The sequence below is a fragment of the Aeromonas sp. FDAARGOS 1403 genome (assembly GCF_019047325.1).
GTDB lineage: Bacteria > Pseudomonadota > Gammaproteobacteria > Enterobacterales > Aeromonadaceae > Aeromonas > Aeromonas dhakensis.
The window spans coordinates 4,189,838-4,206,045 of the sequence record NZ_CP077249.1; the positions used below are offsets into that span (position 1 = coordinate 4,189,838).

At 63.2% G+C, this 16,208-nt stretch carries 14 protein-coding genes; 7 read left to right on the forward strand and 7 right to left on the reverse strand.

The annotated features are described in order from the left end of the window. The first annotated feature begins 68 nt into the window (after positions 1–68). From tauA to I6L33_RS19215, 5 genes are all read left to right on the forward strand, one after another. The gene (gene tauA, locus I6L33_RS19195) at positions 69–1,043 is read left to right on the forward strand and encodes a taurine ABC transporter substrate-binding protein (RefSeq protein WP_216973134.1); all 975 of its coding nucleotides are present in this window, start codon (positions 69–71) and stop codon (positions 1,041–1,043) included. A gap of 23 nt (positions 1,044–1,066) precedes the next feature. After that, positions 1,067–1,834 (forward strand): taurine ABC transporter ATP-binding subunit, encoded by a 768-nt coding sequence (tauB, locus tag I6L33_RS19200; protein ID WP_216973135.1) that lies wholly within the window; start codon positions 1,067–1,069, stop codon positions 1,832–1,834. After that, positions 1,831–2,661, forward strand: coding sequence for a taurine ABC transporter permease TauC (gene tauC / locus I6L33_RS19205; RefSeq protein WP_216973136.1), 831 nt, complete (start codon positions 1,831–1,833; stop codon positions 2,659–2,661). Before tauB ends, tauC begins: the two co-directional genes overlap by 4 nt. After that, entirely contained in the window at positions 2,658–3,512 is an 855-nt protein-coding gene (gene tauD / locus I6L33_RS19210) for a taurine dioxygenase (protein WP_216973137.1), read from the forward strand. The genes tauC and tauD overlap by 4 nt, the downstream gene beginning before the upstream one ends. A gap of 233 nt (positions 3,513–3,745) precedes the next feature. After that, positions 3,746–5,425, forward strand: coding sequence for an alpha/beta hydrolase (locus I6L33_RS19215; RefSeq protein WP_216973138.1), 1,680 nt, complete (start codon positions 3,746–3,748; stop codon positions 5,423–5,425). A gap of 113 nt (positions 5,426–5,538) precedes the next feature. On the opposite strand, the gene I6L33_RS19220 is transcribed toward I6L33_RS19215, so the two are convergent. From I6L33_RS19220 to cyoA, 6 genes are all read right to left on the reverse strand, one after another. Further along, positions 5,539–6,900 carry an MFS transporter gene (locus tag I6L33_RS19220; RefSeq protein WP_216973139.1) on the reverse strand — a complete coding sequence of 454 codons (1,362 nt, stop codon included), beginning with the start codon at positions 6,898–6,900 and terminating at the stop codon, positions 5,539–5,541. 167 nt (positions 6,901–7,067) lie between these two features. After that, positions 7,068–7,961: a heme o synthase gene (cyoE, locus tag I6L33_RS19225; RefSeq protein WP_117402857.1), complete on the reverse strand. Its 894-nt coding sequence runs from the start codon at positions 7,959–7,961 to the stop codon at positions 7,068–7,070. An 11-nt stretch (positions 7,962–7,972) separates the two neighbouring features. Further along, the gene (locus I6L33_RS19230; RefSeq protein ID WP_039213398.1) at positions 7,973–8,305 is read right to left on the reverse strand and encodes a cytochrome o ubiquinol oxidase subunit IV; all 333 of its coding nucleotides are present in this window, start codon (positions 8,303–8,305) and stop codon (positions 7,973–7,975) included. Between the two features lie 74 nt (positions 8,306–8,379). After that, on the reverse strand, positions 8,380–8,991 hold the full coding sequence (locus I6L33_RS19235; protein WP_005302934.1) for a cytochrome o ubiquinol oxidase subunit III: 612 nt from the start codon (positions 8,989–8,991) through the stop codon (positions 8,380–8,382). Between the two features lie 4 nt (positions 8,992–8,995). Then, a complete protein-coding gene (gene cyoB / locus I6L33_RS19240; protein ID WP_216973140.1) occupies positions 8,996–10,972 on the reverse strand; it encodes a cytochrome o ubiquinol oxidase subunit I in 1,977 nt (658 codons plus the stop codon). Beyond that, positions 10,972–12,042 carry a cytochrome o ubiquinol oxidase subunit II gene (gene cyoA / locus I6L33_RS19245; RefSeq protein ID WP_216973141.1) on the reverse strand — a complete coding sequence of 357 codons (1,071 nt, stop codon included), beginning with the start codon at positions 12,040–12,042 and terminating at the stop codon, positions 10,972–10,974. Before cyoA ends, cyoB begins: the two co-directional genes overlap by 1 nt. A 607-nt stretch (positions 12,043–12,649) precedes the next feature. Here cyoA and I6L33_RS19250 point away from each other — a divergent pair. Both I6L33_RS19250 and I6L33_RS19255 read left to right on the forward strand, forming a co-directional pair. Beyond that, on the forward strand, positions 12,650–14,575 hold the full coding sequence (locus I6L33_RS19250; protein ID WP_117402851.1) for an FAD/NAD(P)-binding protein: 1,926 nt from the start codon (positions 12,650–12,652) through the stop codon (positions 14,573–14,575). Continuing rightward, positions 14,572–15,765 carry a cytochrome c gene (locus I6L33_RS19255; RefSeq protein WP_216973142.1) on the forward strand — a complete coding sequence of 398 codons (1,194 nt, stop codon included), beginning with the start codon at positions 14,572–14,574 and terminating at the stop codon, positions 15,763–15,765. The genes I6L33_RS19250 and I6L33_RS19255 overlap by 4 nt, the downstream gene beginning before the upstream one ends. A 62-nt stretch (positions 15,766–15,827) precedes the next feature. Here the strand turns inward: I6L33_RS19255 and I6L33_RS19260 are convergent, their stop codons facing one another. After that, a complete protein-coding gene (locus I6L33_RS19260) occupies positions 15,828–16,163 on the reverse strand; it encodes a DUF3634 family protein (RefSeq protein ID WP_042049182.1) in 336 nt (111 codons plus the stop codon). Positions 16,164–16,208 lie beyond the last annotated feature (45 nt).

Sequence of the window (16,208 nt, forward strand, 5' to 3'; positions counted from 1 at the left end):
TTCGGTCTTTCCTCAGCCCCCCGATAAATGGGAAAACTGCCGCTTCATTCCCCCGATGGAGCAATATCATGACAGGAAAAGGACATTCCCTCTGGCTGGCGGCGCTCGCCCTGCTCAGCCTGCAAGCCAGGGCCGTGGACGTTACTGTGGCCTACCAGACCTCGGCCGAACCGGCCAAGGTGGCCCAGGCCGACGACACCTTTGCCCGCAGCAGCGGCGCCACGGTGAAGTGGCTCAAGTTTGACAGCGGTGCCAGCGTGGTGCGGGCGCTCGCCTCCGGCGACGTGCAGATCGGAAACATCGGCTCCAGCCCGCTGGCGGTGGCCGTCAACCAGCAGGTGCCCATCGAGGTGTTTCTGCTCGCCTCCAAGCTCGGCAACTCGGAAGCGCTGGTGGTCAAGCCCGGGCTCACTTCCCCTGCGGCCCTGGCCGGCAAGCGCATCGCCGTGCCCTTTACCTCCACCACCCACTACAGCCTGCTGGCCGCGCTGCGGCACTGGGGAGTGGATCCGGCCAGCCTGCAGATCGTCAACTTGCAGCCACCGGCCATCATCGCCGCCTGGCAGCGCGGCGACATCGATGGCGCCTATGTCTGGGCACCGGCCCTCAACGAGCTGACCAAGGGCGGCAAGGTACTGACCGACTCGGCCCAGGTGGGCGAGTGGGGAGCCCCCACCCTGGATGTCTGGGTGGTGCGCAAGGCGTTCGCCAAGGCCCATCCCGAGCTGGTGCAGGCCTTCGTCGACAGCACCCTGGCGGCCCAGCGCGACTACCTGGCCAACCCTGACGGCTGGCTCGCCAAGCCGGACAACCTCGCCAAGCTGGCCAGCCTGAGCGGCGTACCCGAGGCGGACGTGCCCGCGCTGGTCAGGGGCAACAGCTACCTGAGCGCCAGCCAGCAGGGTGCCGAGCTGGGGGATCTGGTGAACCAGACCCTAGTGGACACCAGCCGCTTTCTCAAGGAGCAAGGCAAGGTACAGAGCGCCGGCAACGATTATCGCGACTACGTGACCGACCGCTTCGTCAAGGCTCACGCCCGCTAACCCCGCAAAACAAGGAGGCATGCATGCTGCAGCTCACCCACCTTTGCGCCGATTACGCCGGGCGCAGAGTCCTCGACAACATCAACCTGACCCTGGATGCGGGCGAGCTGATGGTGGTGCTCGGCCCCTCCGGCTGCGGCAAGACCACCTTGCTCAACCTCATCGCCGGTTTTCAGAGCGCCCAGCAGGGCACCATCAGCCTGCAGGGGCGGCCGGTGCGCGGCCCCGGCGCCGAGCGGGGGGTGGTTTTTCAGCACGATGGCCTGCTGCCCTGGCGCAACGTGCTGGACAACGTCGCCTTCGGCCTGCAGCTGGCCGGCGTGCCGCGCCGCGAACGCGATGCCAGCGCGCTGGCCATGCTGCGCAAGGTGGGGCTGGAGGAGGCCCAGGCCAAACCGGTCTGGCAGCTCTCCGGCGGCCAACGCCAGCGGGTCGGCATCGCCCGGGCGCTGGCCACCCAGCCGCAACTGCTGTTGCTCGACGAGCCCTTCGGCGCCCTCGACGCCTTTACCCGTGAGCAGATGCAGACCCTGCTGCTGCGCCTGTGGCACGAGCAGCGCCGGCAGGTGCTGCTCATCACCCACGACATCGAGGAGGCGGTGTTCATGGCCACACAACTGGTGCTGCTCTCCCCGGCGCCGGGGCGAGTCATGGAGCGGCTCACCCTGGACTTCGGCCGCCGCTTCGCCGCCGGCGAGCCCTGCCGCAGCATCAAGTCGGATCCCGCCTTCATTGCGCGGCGCGAGTATGTGCTGGACCGGGTCTTTGCCGAGCGGGAGGTATTTGCATGAGCCTCACCCTCTCCCGTCCGCTCGACCCTGCCCGCCGGATACGCCTGCGCTGGCCGCTGCCACGCCGGCTTGGGATAAGTCTGCTGACTCTGGGTGCCCTCCTGGCACTCTGGTGGCTGGTGGCCAGGCTCGGGCTGATAAGCCCGCTGTTCCTGCCGCCCCCTGCCCAGGTGCTGCAGCAGTTTGCCACCCTCGCCGGGCCACAGGGCTTCATGGACGCCACCCTCTGGCAACACCTCGCCGCCAGTTTGCAGCGCATCCTCATTGCCCTCGCGGCCGCCACCCTGTGCGGTGTGACGGTGGGTCTCGCCATGGGGCTCAGCCCCACCCTGCGCGGCATGCTTGACCCGCTGATCGAGCTCTACCGGCCGGTGCCGCCCCTTGCCTACCTGCCGCTGATGGTGATCTGGTTTGGCATCGGCGAAACCTCCAAGGTGCTGCTCATCTATCTGGCCATCTTCGCGCCGGTCGCCATGGCCACTCTGGCCGGGGTGCAGGGCGCCAAGCAGGTGCGGCTGCGAGCCGCCCGGGCGCTCGGCGCCAACCGCTGGCAGGTGCTGTGGTACGTCATCGTGCCCGGCGCCCTGCCGGACATTCTCACCGGGCTGCGCATCGGGCTCGGGGTCGGCTGGTCCACCCTGGTGGCGGCCGAGCTCATCGCCGCCACCCGCGGCGTGGGCTTCATGGTACAAGCCGCCGGCGAGTTTCTCGCCACCGACGTGGTGCTGGCGGGCATTCTGGTGATCGCCCTGATCGCCTTCACTCTGGAACTTGGTTTACGTGCGCTGCAGCGTCGCCTGACGCCGTGGCATGGAGAAGGACTATGAGCAATTCCCTGCAAATCACCCCCCTCGGCCCCCATATCGGCGCCGAGATCAGCGGCATCAGCCTGGCCGGGCCACTCGATGAGGGCCAGTTCGCCCAGTTGCAGCAGGCACTGCTGACCCATCAGGTGCTGTTCTTTCGGGAGCAGCCCATCAACCCCCGCCAGCAGCGGGCGCTGGCCAACCGCTTCGGCGATCTGCACATTCACCCTGTCTATCCCCACGCGCCGGAGGCCGAGGAGATCATCGTGCTCGACACCCACGACGACAACCCGCCGGACAACGACAACTGGCACACCGACGTCACCTTCATCGAGACGCCGCCGGCGCTGGCCATTCTGGCCGCCAAGCAGCTGCCGCCGGTGGGGGGCGATACCCTGTGGGCCAGCGGCATCGCCGCCTTCGAGGGGCTCTCCCCCCGCCTGCAGCAGTTGCTGGCAGGGCTGGAGGCCGAGCACGACTTCACCAAGTCGTTCCCGGCCCATCGCCACAACGCCAGCCCGGCCGAGTACCAGCGCTGGCAGGAGGCGGCGGCCCGCAACCCGCCGCTGCGCCACCCTGTGGTTCGCACCCACCCCTTGAGCGGTCGGCAGGCACTGTTCGTCAATGAAGGCTTCACCACCCGCCTGCCCGAGTTGCCGGCGCAAGAGAGCGAGGCGCTGCTCGCCTTCCTGTTTCGCCATGTCACCAAGCCCGAGTATCAGGTGCGCTGGCGCTGGCGGGAGCACGACATCGCCATCTGGGACAACCGGGTCACCCAGCATTACGCCAACGCCGACTATCTGCCGGCCCGGCGAGTAATGCACAGGGCCACCGTGCTGGGGGACAAGCCGTTCTGGCGCGCGCCCACGTAACGCCGGAGCCGCCCCCTGCACCGACCGGTCGCACCGCCGTTATTGATCCCGCATAAAATAACGGAGCGCGTTGCCGGTCATTATTTTCAAATAGATCAATGAGGCCACCAAATATCGCCAGAAATATGTAAATCGACACACCTTGCAATATTTCCATACAACTTCCGGCTGCCATCCGGTCGGCCCCTCCCCGTACTATTTCGGGGTTCAGGCTAGATAAATGGAAATAGACAATGAAATACACGCTGCTCATGACCCTGCTGGCACCGGCATTGCTGGCAGGCTGCAATCTGGAAAAGAAAGAGGAGCCCTTCCAGGCCCGCCATATTCGCGCCGGCTATGACGCCGGCCAGGTCTGCCAACAGCTGCGCCAGGGCTGGCAGGAGGACGGCATCGCCATTCCCGCCAGTCAGGTCAGTTGTCACTATCTGACGGTACCGCTCGATTACGACAAGGAGTGGGTCCAGATCAAGGAGACCAAGCGGGAGAAAAGCTCCACCTCGCGCTCCAGCAGTGGCTTTTTCTCCGGCGACAGCAGCCGTTTCTCCTCCTGGTCGAACCAGCCCAGCCGCACCCATGTCAAACAGGAGACCCGCACGGTCAAGGGCGACACCCTGGATATCTTCTATCTGCACTATCGCGCCAGCGGCGACTATCGCGGCACCCTGTTCTACAACCCGGGCGGCCCCACTTCGGCCACCCCGGATCTCGGCCTTTTGCTCGACCTGCTGCGCAGCGCCAACCCCGCCATCCTTGAGCACTACGACATCGTCACCCTGGATCCCCGCGGAGCCGGTTACAGCGCCCTCGGCCACGAGCTGCGCAGCTGCCTGCTGACCGACAAGCAGGGGGTGCGGCCAGACATGACCCCAGCGCAGCTCGCCCAGCTCTTTGCCAGCCGTGACAAGGGCGCCCTGCCGGCACTCGAGAGCGGGGCGGATCAGGGCAAGGCCTTTAGCACCACCCTGCGCGAGCGCTGCGACGAGCCGTTGCGGCTGCATGCGCCGCACCTGGGCTCGCGGGCCGTGGTCGAGGACATGGAGCGCCTGCGCCAGCACCTGGGGCGCGAGCGGATCACCCCCATCACCTTCTCCTACGGCACTCGTCTGGCCGCCCTCTATGCCGCCCGCTACCCGAGCCACGTGGCCAATCTGGTGGTCGACTCGCCGATGTCTCCCGCCGAGAGCCGCTACCCGACCATCTTTCGCCGCGATGCCGAGAATGCCAACCGCATCCTGGCCTGGCGCTTCGGGGATCAGGCGCTGCAGCGCAGCATGGCGGTGACCCGCCAGGTACGCGACAACGGCCGCTATGTGGACAATCAGGGCAATGTGCTCGACCGCGCCAGCTGGGTGGCGGTGCTGGGCGATGCCATCAGCGGCAGCCAGCGCGCCGATCAGCTCGCTTTCTGGCAGCAGGACGACGCCGGCCCCCTGCTGGCCCGCCTCGCCGGGCAGGACGATGACAACCCCTATCAGGAACTGCAGGAGATGCCCTTCTTCAGCGCCATCCACTGCACCGACAACAGCGAGCCCTATGGCTGGCAGGGGCTGGATCCGGAAGATGCCGCCTTCCAGGGGGCCGGTGCCCTGCTGCTGGCCAAAAGCTTCAACACCTGCGCCGACTGGCCTTATCCGCGCCAGCCCATCACCAGCTACGGCGCCAGCGAGATAAAGCTGCCGGATGATGCCAAAGCCCTGGTGCTCGGCGCCGAATACGATCCCAATACCCCCTTCGCCGGTGCCCGCCAGATGCAGGCCGCCTTTGGCAGCGCCGCGCGAATGGTGCAGGTCACGCAGAGCAACCAGCATGGTCAGTTGAACAGCTCCCGCTGCGCCCGGGCGGCTCTCAGCACCCTGCTGCTGGGGGATGCCGCGAGCCTGCCCGCCGAGCAGCGCTGCCTGGCCGACTGAGCCCAGCCCTATCAAACACAGCTGGACGCAATCCAGCGGAATAGAGCCCAGCTGAGCACAGCCCAATAAAAAGCCCGCCGAATTGGCGGGCTTCTTCATGCTGGCAGGCGTCCTCAGGCGGCGACCAGCGACTCCAGATCGCGCCGGCTCAGGCGCTTGCTGTCCACCTTCACATAGACGGAGCGCTCGGCAGCGGCCAGCAGCACGTCGCTCACCCCCTCGCAGGCGCGGATCTTCTGCTCGAGCGCAGTGTCGGCCTCCACCCCTTCCGGCAACACGATGCGCAGGCTGCTCACATAGGGGGGCTCGGCCATGGTCAGGCTGACCCCGAGCCAGACGAGGGCCAGCGCGGCGCAACCGCCAAACACCAGGGCGCCGCCCCCCAGGCTGTAGAGCAGGCCGCCGAGGCTGCCGCCGATGGCCACCCCGATGAACTGGCTGGTGGAGTAGATCCCCATGGCGGTACCCTTGTAGCCGGGGGGCGACTCCTTGCTGATAAGGGACGGCAGCAGCGCCTCCATCACGTTGAAACCGATGAAGAAGATCTGCAGCCCGGCCAGCAGGCCCCACAGCTGCAGGCCGCTTTGCCAGAGCACCAGCTCGGCGACGAGCATCACCAGCACGCAGATCTGGAACACCCGCTTCATCTTTCTGCGCTTCTCGGCATAGATGATGAACGGCACCACGCTGACGAAGGCGATCAGCATGGTGACCAGATAAGCCTGCCACTGGCTGTCGCGGGGCAAACCGGCGCGCTCCAGCAGCGGCGGCAGCGCCACGAAGCTCGACATCAGCAGGGTGTGCACGCAGAGGATGCCGAAGTTGAGCTTGAGCAGGCGCGGGTTGGTCAGCACGGTGCGCATCCCCCCCTTCACCATGCCGGACTCGCGATTGAGCAGGTGGCCGCTCGGGGTCGGCACCAGCCAGAGAGTGACGGCGATGCCCCCCAGCGCCAGCAGGGCGATCAGCCAGAACAGGCCGGAGAGCCCCAGCGCATGGGTGATAAGGGGGCCGGTCACCATGGCAATGGCGAAGGTGATGCCAAAGCTCACCCCGATGAAGGCCATCGCCTTGGTGCGGTTCTGCTCGCGGGTGAGATCCGACAAGAGCGCCATCACGGCGGCGGAGATGGCGCCGCTGCCCTGCAGGGCGCGGCCGAGGATCACCCCCCAGATGGAGTGAGTCAGCGCCGCGATCACGCTGCCAAAGGCAAACATCAGCAGGCCGCCGACGATGAGGGGCTTGCGGCCCACCTTGTCGGAGAGCAGGCCGAACGGGATCTGGAACAGCGCCTGGGTCATGCCGTAGATGCCGATGGCCAGGCCGATGAGCGCCTCGGAGGCCCCCGCCAGCGACATGCCGTAGGTGGTCAGCACCGGCAGCACCATAAACATGCCGAGCATGCGCAACGAGAAGACGGAGCCGAGCGCCCAGGTGGCACGGCGCTCGCCCCTCGTCATGGTGAAATCATTCATGATGGCCTCGATAGGTCAGGAAAAAGGAAGACTCAAGGGGTGGCCGACACGCGCCATGCCACACCCGACACAAGGGAAAAGTGCCCGACGGGGCGGCCCCATAATAACAGAGCCGGGAAGGTTCCCGGCTCTGGATTTCATGCATTTTAGGGGGGCAAGTCACACTATCAGGGCAGCATGCTCACTAATACCGGCGCTGCCTCCGGCTGGAAGTCCACCGACATCATCACGCTGAGACAAGTGATGGTGACGATGGAGAACATGAACAGCTTGCGCGCCCAGAGGGAGTCGTCCACCGCCGCCTTGTAGCCAGACAGCGCCATCCCCAGCCACCAGACGCTGACCGCGGTGGCCACCACCAGATACTTGTAACCGGCATAACCGCCGAGGAACAGCATCAGGGTCGGCACCATAAAGGCCAGGATGTAGAGGGTGATGTGGTGTTTGGCCACCGAAATTCCCTTCACCACCGGCAGTACCGGGATGTTGGCCGCCTGGTAATCCTTGAAGCGGAAGATGGCGATCGCATAGGAGTGCGGCATCTGCCACAGGCTGAAGATCGCCAGCAGGATCAGCGCGCCTGAGTCGAACTGACCGCTCACCGCGCAGTAGCCGATGACCGGCGGTGCGGCGCCGGAGAGGCTGCCGACCAGGGTGCCGTAAACCGAGTGACGCTTCATGTAGAGGCTGTAGACCCCCACATAGACAATGAAGCCCAGCACCGCCAGCAAGGCGGCCAACGGGTTGGCCGCAAAGTAGAGCAGTGCAATGCCCGCAATGCCGAGGGCGCTCGCGTACCAGAGCGATACGCCGGGGGCGATCAGACCCTTCACCAGAGCACGGTTCTTGGTGCGCTCCATGATGCAGTCGATGTCCCGGTCGATGTAGTTGTTGAACACGCAACCGGAGGCGACCACCAGTGATACACCAGCCATGGTCAGGATGAAGAGGGGCACATCCAGGCTCCCCTTGGAGGCCAGCAGGAACCCTCCGATAACCGAGATGAGGTTACCGAAGATGATGCCCGGCTTGGTCACTTGCAGGTATTGCTTCATCATCATTGCCAACCTGCTCAGTGAACCATCATGTTGATGTTGAGGTTGTACATGATCCACAGGGAACCCACGACCACGATGGCGATGATGAGCACGGTAAAGATCAGTGCCACCAGGTTCCAGCGCTCCTCGGACGAGGTGTTCATGTGCAGGAAGTAGACCAGGTGCACGAAGATCTGCACCACCGCCATGCCGACCACGGTGGCCAGCACGGTGGTGTGGGAGGCAGAACCGTCCATCACCATCCAGAACGGCACTGCGGTCAGGATCAGGGACAGCACGAAGCCGATCAGGTAGCTCTTGGCGCTGCCGTGGCTGGCGCCGTGATTGTCAACGGAATGAGTGCTCATTTACATGACCCCCTTCAGATAGGTTCTGACACTGTCGTGGCTGGCACAGTCAATATTGTCAACGGAATGACTCATTACATGACCCCCATCAGATAGACCACGGTGAAGACGCAGATCCACACCACGTCGAGGAAGTGCCAGAACAGGCTCAGGCACATCAGACGGGTACGGTTGCGATCGGTCAGCCCCTTCTTGGCTACCAGCACCATCATCACGATGATCCAGACAAGACCGCTGGTCACGTGGATACCGTGGGTACCCACCAGGGTGAAGAAGGCGGAGAGGAAGCCGCTGCGATCCGGACCGTAACCCTCGGCAATCAGGTGATGGAATTCATAGATCTCCATCGCGATGAAGCCGGCACCGAACAGGAAGGTGATGAACAGCCAGGTATTGACCGCCGCCACCTTGTTCTTGTTCATGGCCAGCATGCCAAAGCCAAAGGTGATGGAGCTCAGCAGCAGCAGCATGGTTTCGGCAAACACGAACGGCAGTTCGAAGATGTCCTTGCCGCTCGGACCGCCGGCGGTGCCGTTGACCAGGACCGCATAGGTCGCGAACAGGGTCGCGAACAGGATGCAGTCACTCATCAGGTAGATCCAGAAGCCGAATACCTTGTTGGCGCCGGCATCATGGTGCCCATCCTCATGGGCACCGTGAGTGTGATGTAGAACGTCAGTCGCCATGGAATTAAGCCACCTTGTTGAGATTTTCAAAATGCTGACGCTCGATCCGCTCGATCTCGTCAACCTGCACGTAGTAGTCCACGTCGTCGTTGAAGCTGTGGATGATCCAGGTGGCGATCATGCCGACGAAACCGGCGATGGCCATCCACCAGATGTGCCAGATCATGGCAAAGCCGAACAGGGTGCTGAAGGCGGCGATGATGACGCCGGCACCGGAGTTTTTCGGCATGTGGATCGGGTCATAGTGCTTGGGCTGCTGATAGGCAGAACCGTCCTGCTTGGCTTCCCAGAACGCATCCAGCCCTTTGATCTTCGGCTCGATGGCGAAGTTGTAGAAGGGGGGCGGCGAGGAAGTGGACCACTCCAGGGTACGGCCACCCCAGGGATCGCCGGTCAGGTCGCGGTTCTTCTCGCGGTCGCGGATGCTGACCACGATCTGGATCACCTGGCACAGTACGCCCAGCGCAATCAGACCGGCGCCGCAGGCAGCCACCACCAGCCAGCCGTGGAACTCGGGATCGATGTTCTGGCTGACGCGACGGGTCATGCCCATGAAGCCCAGTACGTAGAGCGGCATGAAGGCCACGAAGAAGCCGGTGATCCAGAACCAGAACGCGCGCTTGCCCCAGACGTCATCCAGCTTGAAGCCGAACGCTTTCGGGAACCAGTAGGTGATACCGGCGAAGCAACCGAACACCACGCCGCCGATGATGACGTTGTGGAAGTGGGCGATCAGGAACAGGCTGTTGTGCAGCACGAAGTTGGCGGCCGGCACGGAGAGCAGTACCCCGGTCATGCCACCCACGGTGAAGGTGATGATGAAGCCGACGGTCCACAGCATGGGCGAGGTGAACTCGATGCGACCGCGGTACATGGTGAACAGCCAGTTGAAGATCTTCACCCCGGTCGGGATGGAGATGATCATGGTGGTGATGCCGAAGAAGGCATTCACGTTGGCGCCCGAGCCCATGGTGAAGAAGTGGTGCAGCCAGACGATGAAGGAGAGCACGGTAATGGCGATGGTCGCCCACACCAGCGAGGTGTAACCGAACAGCTTCTTCTTGCAGAAGGTCGCCACCACTTCGGAGAAGATCCCGAACACCGGCAGTACCAGGATGTACACCTCGGGGTGACCCCAGGCCCAGATCAGGTTGATGTACATCATCATGTTGCCACCCATGTCATTGGTAAAGAAATGGGTACCCAGGTAGCGGTCTGCGGTGAGCAGGGCGATGGTGACGGTCAGGATCGGGAAGGAGGCGATGATCAGCACGTTGGCGCACAGGGCGGTCCAGGTGAACACCGGCAAGCGCATCATGGTCATGCCAGGGGCGCGCATCTTGATGATGGTGGCGAAGAAGTTCACGCCGGTCAGCAAGGTCCCCAGACCCGAGATCTGCAGACTCCAGATCCAGTAGTCGACCCCGACCCCCGGACTGAACTCCAGCCCCGACAAGGGCGGATAGGCCAGCCAGCCGGTCTGGGCGAATTCACCAACCCCGAGGGAGACGTTGATCAGCACCACGGCCGCGGCGGTGAACCAGAAGCTCAGGTTGTTCAGGAAGGGGAAGGCGACGTCACGGGCACCGATCTGCAGCGGCACCACGATGTTCATCAGACCGATCACCAGCGGCATGGCCACGAAGAAGATCATGATGACGCCGTGGGCGGTGAAGATCTGGTCGTAGTGGTGCGGTGGCAGTATGCCCTCGCCCCCGGCCGAGGCCATGACCTGCTGGGTACGCATCATCACAGCATCGGCAAAGCCGCGCAGCAGCATGACCATGCCGAGGATGAGATACATGATACCGAGGCGTTTGTGGTCGACCGAGGTCAGCCACTCTTTCCACAGATATTGCCACTTGCCGAAATAGGTGATGAGACCGGCGATACCCAGCCCACCCAGAATGATGCCGGCGATCGTGACCATGATGATGGGTTCATGGTACGGAATGGCATCGAGTGTTAATTTTCCAAACATCAGTTAGTACCCGCTTTCACTGTCTTGTCGGCCGGCATGTGACCGGCGTGGTCCATCTGCTCGCCCTGGGCCTCATGGAGCATGGCGTCGCCGTGCTCCATGCCTTCATGGCTCATGGAGGCGTCATGCTCCATGCCTTCGTGGCTCATGGAGGCATCATGCGGCATCGCGGTCTGCGCTTCGCCGTGCTGCATGGCGGCGTGCTCGCCGTGCTTCATGTCGCCCATGAACTTGTTGATGATGTTGACGAACAGCTTGGGATCGGCGCTGGCGAAGTACTCCACCGGGTGGTTTTCGCTCTTCTTGGCCAGGGTATTGAACTCATCCATGGTGTTGAGCGCCTTGGAAGAGGCTTTCACCTTGGCGACCCAGGCGTCGAAACCGGCCTGATCCTGCGTGGCGATGGCGTTGAACTTCATGCCGGAGAAACCGGCGCCGCTGTAGCCACCCGAGATGCCCTTGTACTGGCCTGCCTCGTTGGCGATCAGGTGCAGCTTGGTCTGCATGCCCGCCATGGCGTAGATCTGGCCGCCCAGCTGGGGAATGAAGAAGGAGTTCATCACGGTGTCGGAGGTCACCCGGAAATTGACCGGGGTGTTGACCGGGAATGCCAGCTCGTTGACCGAGGCGATACCCAGCTCCGGATAGACAAACAACCATTTCCAGTCAAGGGAGATGACATCGACCTGGATCGGTTTCACCTCGGATTCCAACGGTTTGTAGGGATCCAGAGAGTGGGAGGTCTTCCAGGTAATCACCGCCAGGATGGCGATAATGATGACGGGTACGGTCCAGACGACCGCTTCAATCTTGTTGGAGTGGGCCCAGTCAGGCGCATAGGTGGCATTGGTGTTGGACGCTCGGTATTTGTAAGCGAACGCCACTGCCATCACGATCACGGGCACCACCACGATCAGCATCAAGCCGAGTGCGGTCAATATCAGTGACTTCTGCTCCAGACCAACTTGCCCCTTGGGGCTCATCAGCGCCATGTCGCAGCCGCTCAGCAAGCCGGCAGTCGCGAGCAACAGCAAAGCGCCCAAGCCCCTCTTTACATCAAAAGGTCTCATGCAATGTCCTCATCTTCGCAAGGCTAAAGTGGTAAGAAAAACGCAGCATTCTATTTCACCGGGGGGGGATGTGAACAACATGAAAAATTAATCTTTCACTTGTGTGCTGTTTGCGATTTCTGTGTGTCGCATGTTAATGGCTTGACGCCGCTGAATTTATCCATATCGGGCCCTTCTCAATTAATCAGCGGCTGGCTCAATTTCATTCAATCGGCGTTGATTAAATGACCACCTCGTCGTTTAACCTTTTATTTTACAAGGATAAGGGGTGTCATTTGGTGGCCTTGCGGTGAAATTTCAGGCGATAATCAGGCCCTGTTTGTCGACCATGGCCGAATAAAGGCGAGACTCGAAATTAACCATAATTAATCAAATTAAATTTCAATTAATTCCTTGGTATTGATGTGGCTTTGCCCCACAAACATGCATATTTCATCTATCTCACCGCCATGGCCATCACATGATCCCCCATTTTGTTTAATAAGTTATTATCAAACCCATGGACTCCATCGGGATATAGCGGTAGGTTGCGCCCCTTCGTTACTCGTCAGTCACGAATTCAACCCTATCCCACTTCTCATTCGACTCTTCATTTACAGGGATTGCCATGAGCATCACACGCAGAGACTTTCTCAACGGCGTCGCCATTGCCATTGCGGCCGGCGTCGCCCCCATCCAGCTGCTGCAGGCAGCCGAAGGCGGCAAGGCGCTGGCCGAGAAGACGCTGGTCTATCCGCCCGCTCTCACTGGCCTGCGCGGCAACCATCCGGGCTCCTTCGAGCCGGCTCACAGCATCGCCCGCGACGGCAAGCAGTATGACTTCGCCCACCTCCCGCTGGAGGGCGAGTACGATCTGGTGATCGTCGGCGCCGGCATCAGCGGCCTCTCCGCCGCCTGCTTCTACCAGCAACTGCTCGGGGCGGACAAAAAGATCCTGCTGCTCGACAACCACGACGACTTCGGCGGCCACGCCAAGCGCAACGAGTTCACCACCCCGGATGGCCTGCGGCTGGGTTACGGCGGCAGCGAATCCCTGCAATCGCCGCGCTCCGTCTACAGCCCGGTGGCGCTGGGGCTGCTCAAGGCGCTGGAGGTCAACATCGACGAGCTGGCCAAAGGCTTCCAGCAGACCTTCTATCCGGATCTGGGCTTGAGCCGCGGCGTCTTCTTTGACGAGAAGCACTTCGGGGTCAACAAGATAGTGAGCGGCGATCCGGGCCACAGCGTGGCCGACGACATCCCGCGCGATCGCTTGAACGGCCGGCCGCTGGCCGAGTTCATCGGCGACTTCCCGTTCGACGACACCGACAAGGCCGCCCTGCTGGCGCTGCACGAAGAGAAGACCGACTACCTGCACGGCATGACCCGCGAGCAGAAAGACGCCTGGATGGAGAGCAACAGCTACACCACCTTCCTGCGCGACAAGGTGGGGCTGAGCGAGCGGGCCATCACCTTTTTCCAGCAGCGTACCGACGACTTCCAGGCGGTCGGCATCGATGCCACCTCCTGCGCCGACGCCCGCCTGTGCGCCCTGCCGGGCTTTGCCGGCATGGATCTCACCCCGCTCGATGCGGAATCCCAGGCCGAGCTGGACGACCCCTACATCTTCCACTTCCCGGATGGCAACGCCGGCCTCACCCGCTTGATGGTGCGCAAGCTCATCCCGCAGGTGGCCCCAGGCCACACCATGCAGGACGTGGTGCTGGCCAGGTTCGACTACAGCCAGCTCGACCGCCCCGAGCACAAGGTGCAGCTGCGCCTTGGCAGCACGGCGCTGCAGGCCAGAAACGTACCGCTCAAGGACGGCAAACAGGGGGTGAACGTCACCTACATCAAGGAGGGCAAGCTGCACCGGGTGCAGGCCAGACAGTGCATCATGGCCGGCTACAACATGATGATCCCCTACCTGGTGCCCGAGATGCCGGAGCCCCAGAAGGAGGCGCTGCGCCAGAACGTCAAGGCGCCGCTGGTCTACACCAAGGTGGTGATCAGAAACTGGCAGCCGTTCGTCAAACTCGGCGTGCACGAGGTCTATGCCCCGGCCGCCCCCTACAGCCGGGTCAAGCTCGACTACCCGGTCGACCTCGGCGGCTATGAGCATCCCAAGAACCCGGATCAGCCCATGTGCCTGCACATGGTCTATGTGCCGACCCTGCCGGGCAGCGGCCTGTCGGCCCGCGAGCAGTCCCGCAAGGGGCGCGCCATGCTCCTCGGCATGCCGTTCGAGCAGCACGAGCAGATGATCCGCGAACAATTGCAGGCCATGCTGGGCGAGGCCGGCTTCAACCATGAGCAGGATATCCTCGCCATCACGGTCAACCGCTGGTCCCACGGCTACTCCTACATCGCCAACTCCCTGTTTGACGACGACGAGCAGTCGGAGCGCTTCATTGAGCTGGGTCGCCAGCCGGTGGGCAACATCACCATCGCCAACTCGGACGCGGGCTGGAGCCCCTATGCTCACGCCGCCATCGACGAGGCGTGGCGCGCCGTCAACGAGCTGGTCGCCCTGACCAAGGGAGGTGCCAAATGATCCGTTCCCTGACTGCCAGCGCCGTGCTGCTGGCCCTGCCCACCTTCGCCCTGCAAGCCGCCCCCGCCATGTCGGCGGGTGAATACGTGGCCAAGCTGGGGGACTGCGCCGCCTGCCACACCAGCGAGGCGAGCAAGCCGCTCGCCGGCGGCAAGGGTTTCCCCACCCCGGTCGGCACCGTCTACGCCACCAACATCACCCCGGACAAGACCCACGGCATCGGCAACTACAGCCTGCCCGAGTTCATCAAGGTGATGCGCGAAGGGATCACCCGCAGCGGCGATCCCCTCTACCCGGCCATGCCCTACACCGCCTACGCCAAGATGAGCGATGAGGATCTCACCGCCCTCTACCACTACCTGATGCAGGATGTGCAGCCGCAGGCCATTGCCAACAAGGCGAGCGACATCCCCTGGCCACTCAACATGCGCTGGCCCCTCAGGGGCTGGAACTGGCTCTATCACGATGACGGCCGCTTCACCCCGGTCGCCGGCAAGAGTGAAGAGTGGAACCGCGGCGCCTATCTGGTGCAGGGGGCCGGCCACTGCGGCAGCTGCCACACCCCGCGCGGGATCGGCATGCAGGAGAAAGCCCTGACCGAGGCGGATCCTCTCTATCTGAGCGGCGCCACCCTGGATGGCTGGTATGCCCCCGACATTCGCGGCAGCCGCTACGACAAGCAGGCCCTCATCGATCTGCTGAAAACCGGCCGCAGCCAGCATCAGGCCGTCAGCGGCCCCATGGCGGAAGTGATCACTCACAGCAGCCAGTACTTCAGCGACGCCGATCTGGCCAGCATCGCCACCTACCTGACCGGGCTGGATGACGAGGCACCGGCCGCCAGGGGCAACCGGGCCTACGCCAGTGCCGGCGGCAAGGCGGACTACGCCATGTACTGCTCCACCTGCCACGGCAACGACGGGCGCGGCAACGACCACGTCATCCCCTCCCTGATCGGCAACCAGACCGTGCTGGCCGAGGACCCGAGCAGCCTGCTCAACGTGCTGCTGCACGGCGCCGAGACCCCCATCACCCAGGGCAATATCGGCTACCACATGCCGGGCTACGGCTGGACCCTCAACGATCAGCAGATCGCCGAGCTGGTCAATACCCTGCGCGCCTCCTGGGGCAATGAAGGGGTGGCCATCAAGCCGGAGACGGTCAAGGCCCAGCGCGCCCTGCACCCATAGGTCACGCCGACCCTAACGAAACGGGCCTCCAGTGGAGGCCCGTTTGCTGTGTGAGTGACGACTCACCCCTTGCGCGGTTTGGAGCCGGAGAGCGGCACCGCCCCCAGCCGGTAATCGCCATAGGGGAAGATGTTGCGAAAGCGCTGGGCCACCGGCTCCGGAATGGAGCGGGAGAAGACCAGCCTGACCCCATCACCATCGCGCTGACCCAGGATGCGCCCGCGCACCGTCTCGTGGCGCAGGATCTGTTTGGCATGCTCGATAAACGCGGGCGACACCTTGCCCCGCTTGACCTGCACCTTGCCGGGGGCAAGCCGGATCTCGAACAGGGCGCCACGCCCCAGCTTCATCAACCACCAGATCAGGGCAATCGCCACCAGCAACGACAACCAGGCCATCCTGTTTCTCCTTCTTCACACGGTTGCAGCCAGTATAAGCCGCAA

What these genes read in the sequence shown, in the direction of transcription:
- tauA (WP_216973134.1), top strand. Translation starts at nt 69, where the DNA reads ATGACAGGAAAAGGACATTCCCTCTGGCTGGCGGCGCTCGCCCTGCTC.
- tauB (WP_216973135.1), top strand. Translation starts at nt 1,067, where the DNA reads ATGCTGCAGCTCACCCACCTTTGCGCCGATTACGCCGGGCGCAGAGTC.
- tauC (WP_216973136.1), top strand. Translation starts at nt 1,831, where the DNA reads ATGAGCCTCACCCTCTCCCGTCCGCTCGACCCTGCCCGCCGGATACGC.
- tauD (WP_216973137.1), top strand. Translation starts at nt 2,658, where the DNA reads ATGAGCAATTCCCTGCAAATCACCCCCCTCGGCCCCCATATCGGCGCC.
- I6L33_RS19215 (WP_216973138.1), top strand. Translation starts at nt 3,746, where the DNA reads ATGAAATACACGCTGCTCATGACCCTGCTGGCACCGGCATTGCTGGCA.
- I6L33_RS19220 (WP_216973139.1), bottom strand. Translation starts at nt 6,900, where the DNA reads ATGAATGATTTCACCATGACGAGGGGCGAGCGCCGTGCCACCTGGGCG.
- cyoE (WP_117402857.1), bottom strand. Translation starts at nt 7,961, where the DNA reads ATGATGATGAAGCAATACCTGCAAGTGACCAAGCCGGGCATCATCTTC.
- I6L33_RS19230 (WP_039213398.1), bottom strand. Translation starts at nt 8,305, where the DNA reads ATGAGCACTCATTCCGTTGACAATCACGGCGCCAGCCACGGCAGCGCC.
- I6L33_RS19235 (WP_005302934.1), bottom strand. Translation starts at nt 8,991, where the DNA reads ATGGCGACTGACGTTCTACATCACACTCACGGTGCCCATGAGGATGGG.
- cyoB (WP_216973140.1), bottom strand. Translation starts at nt 10,972, where the DNA reads ATGTTTGGAAAATTAACACTCGATGCCATTCCGTACCATGAACCCATC.
- cyoA (WP_216973141.1), bottom strand. Translation starts at nt 12,042, where the DNA reads ATGAGACCTTTTGATGTAAAGAGGGGCTTGGGCGCTTTGCTGTTGCTC.
- I6L33_RS19250 (WP_117402851.1), top strand. Translation starts at nt 12,650, where the DNA reads ATGAGCATCACACGCAGAGACTTTCTCAACGGCGTCGCCATTGCCATT.
- I6L33_RS19255 (WP_216973142.1), top strand. Translation starts at nt 14,572, where the DNA reads ATGATCCGTTCCCTGACTGCCAGCGCCGTGCTGCTGGCCCTGCCCACC.
- I6L33_RS19260 (WP_042049182.1), bottom strand. Translation starts at nt 16,163, where the DNA reads ATGGCCTGGTTGTCGTTGCTGGTGGCGATTGCCCTGATCTGGTGGTTG.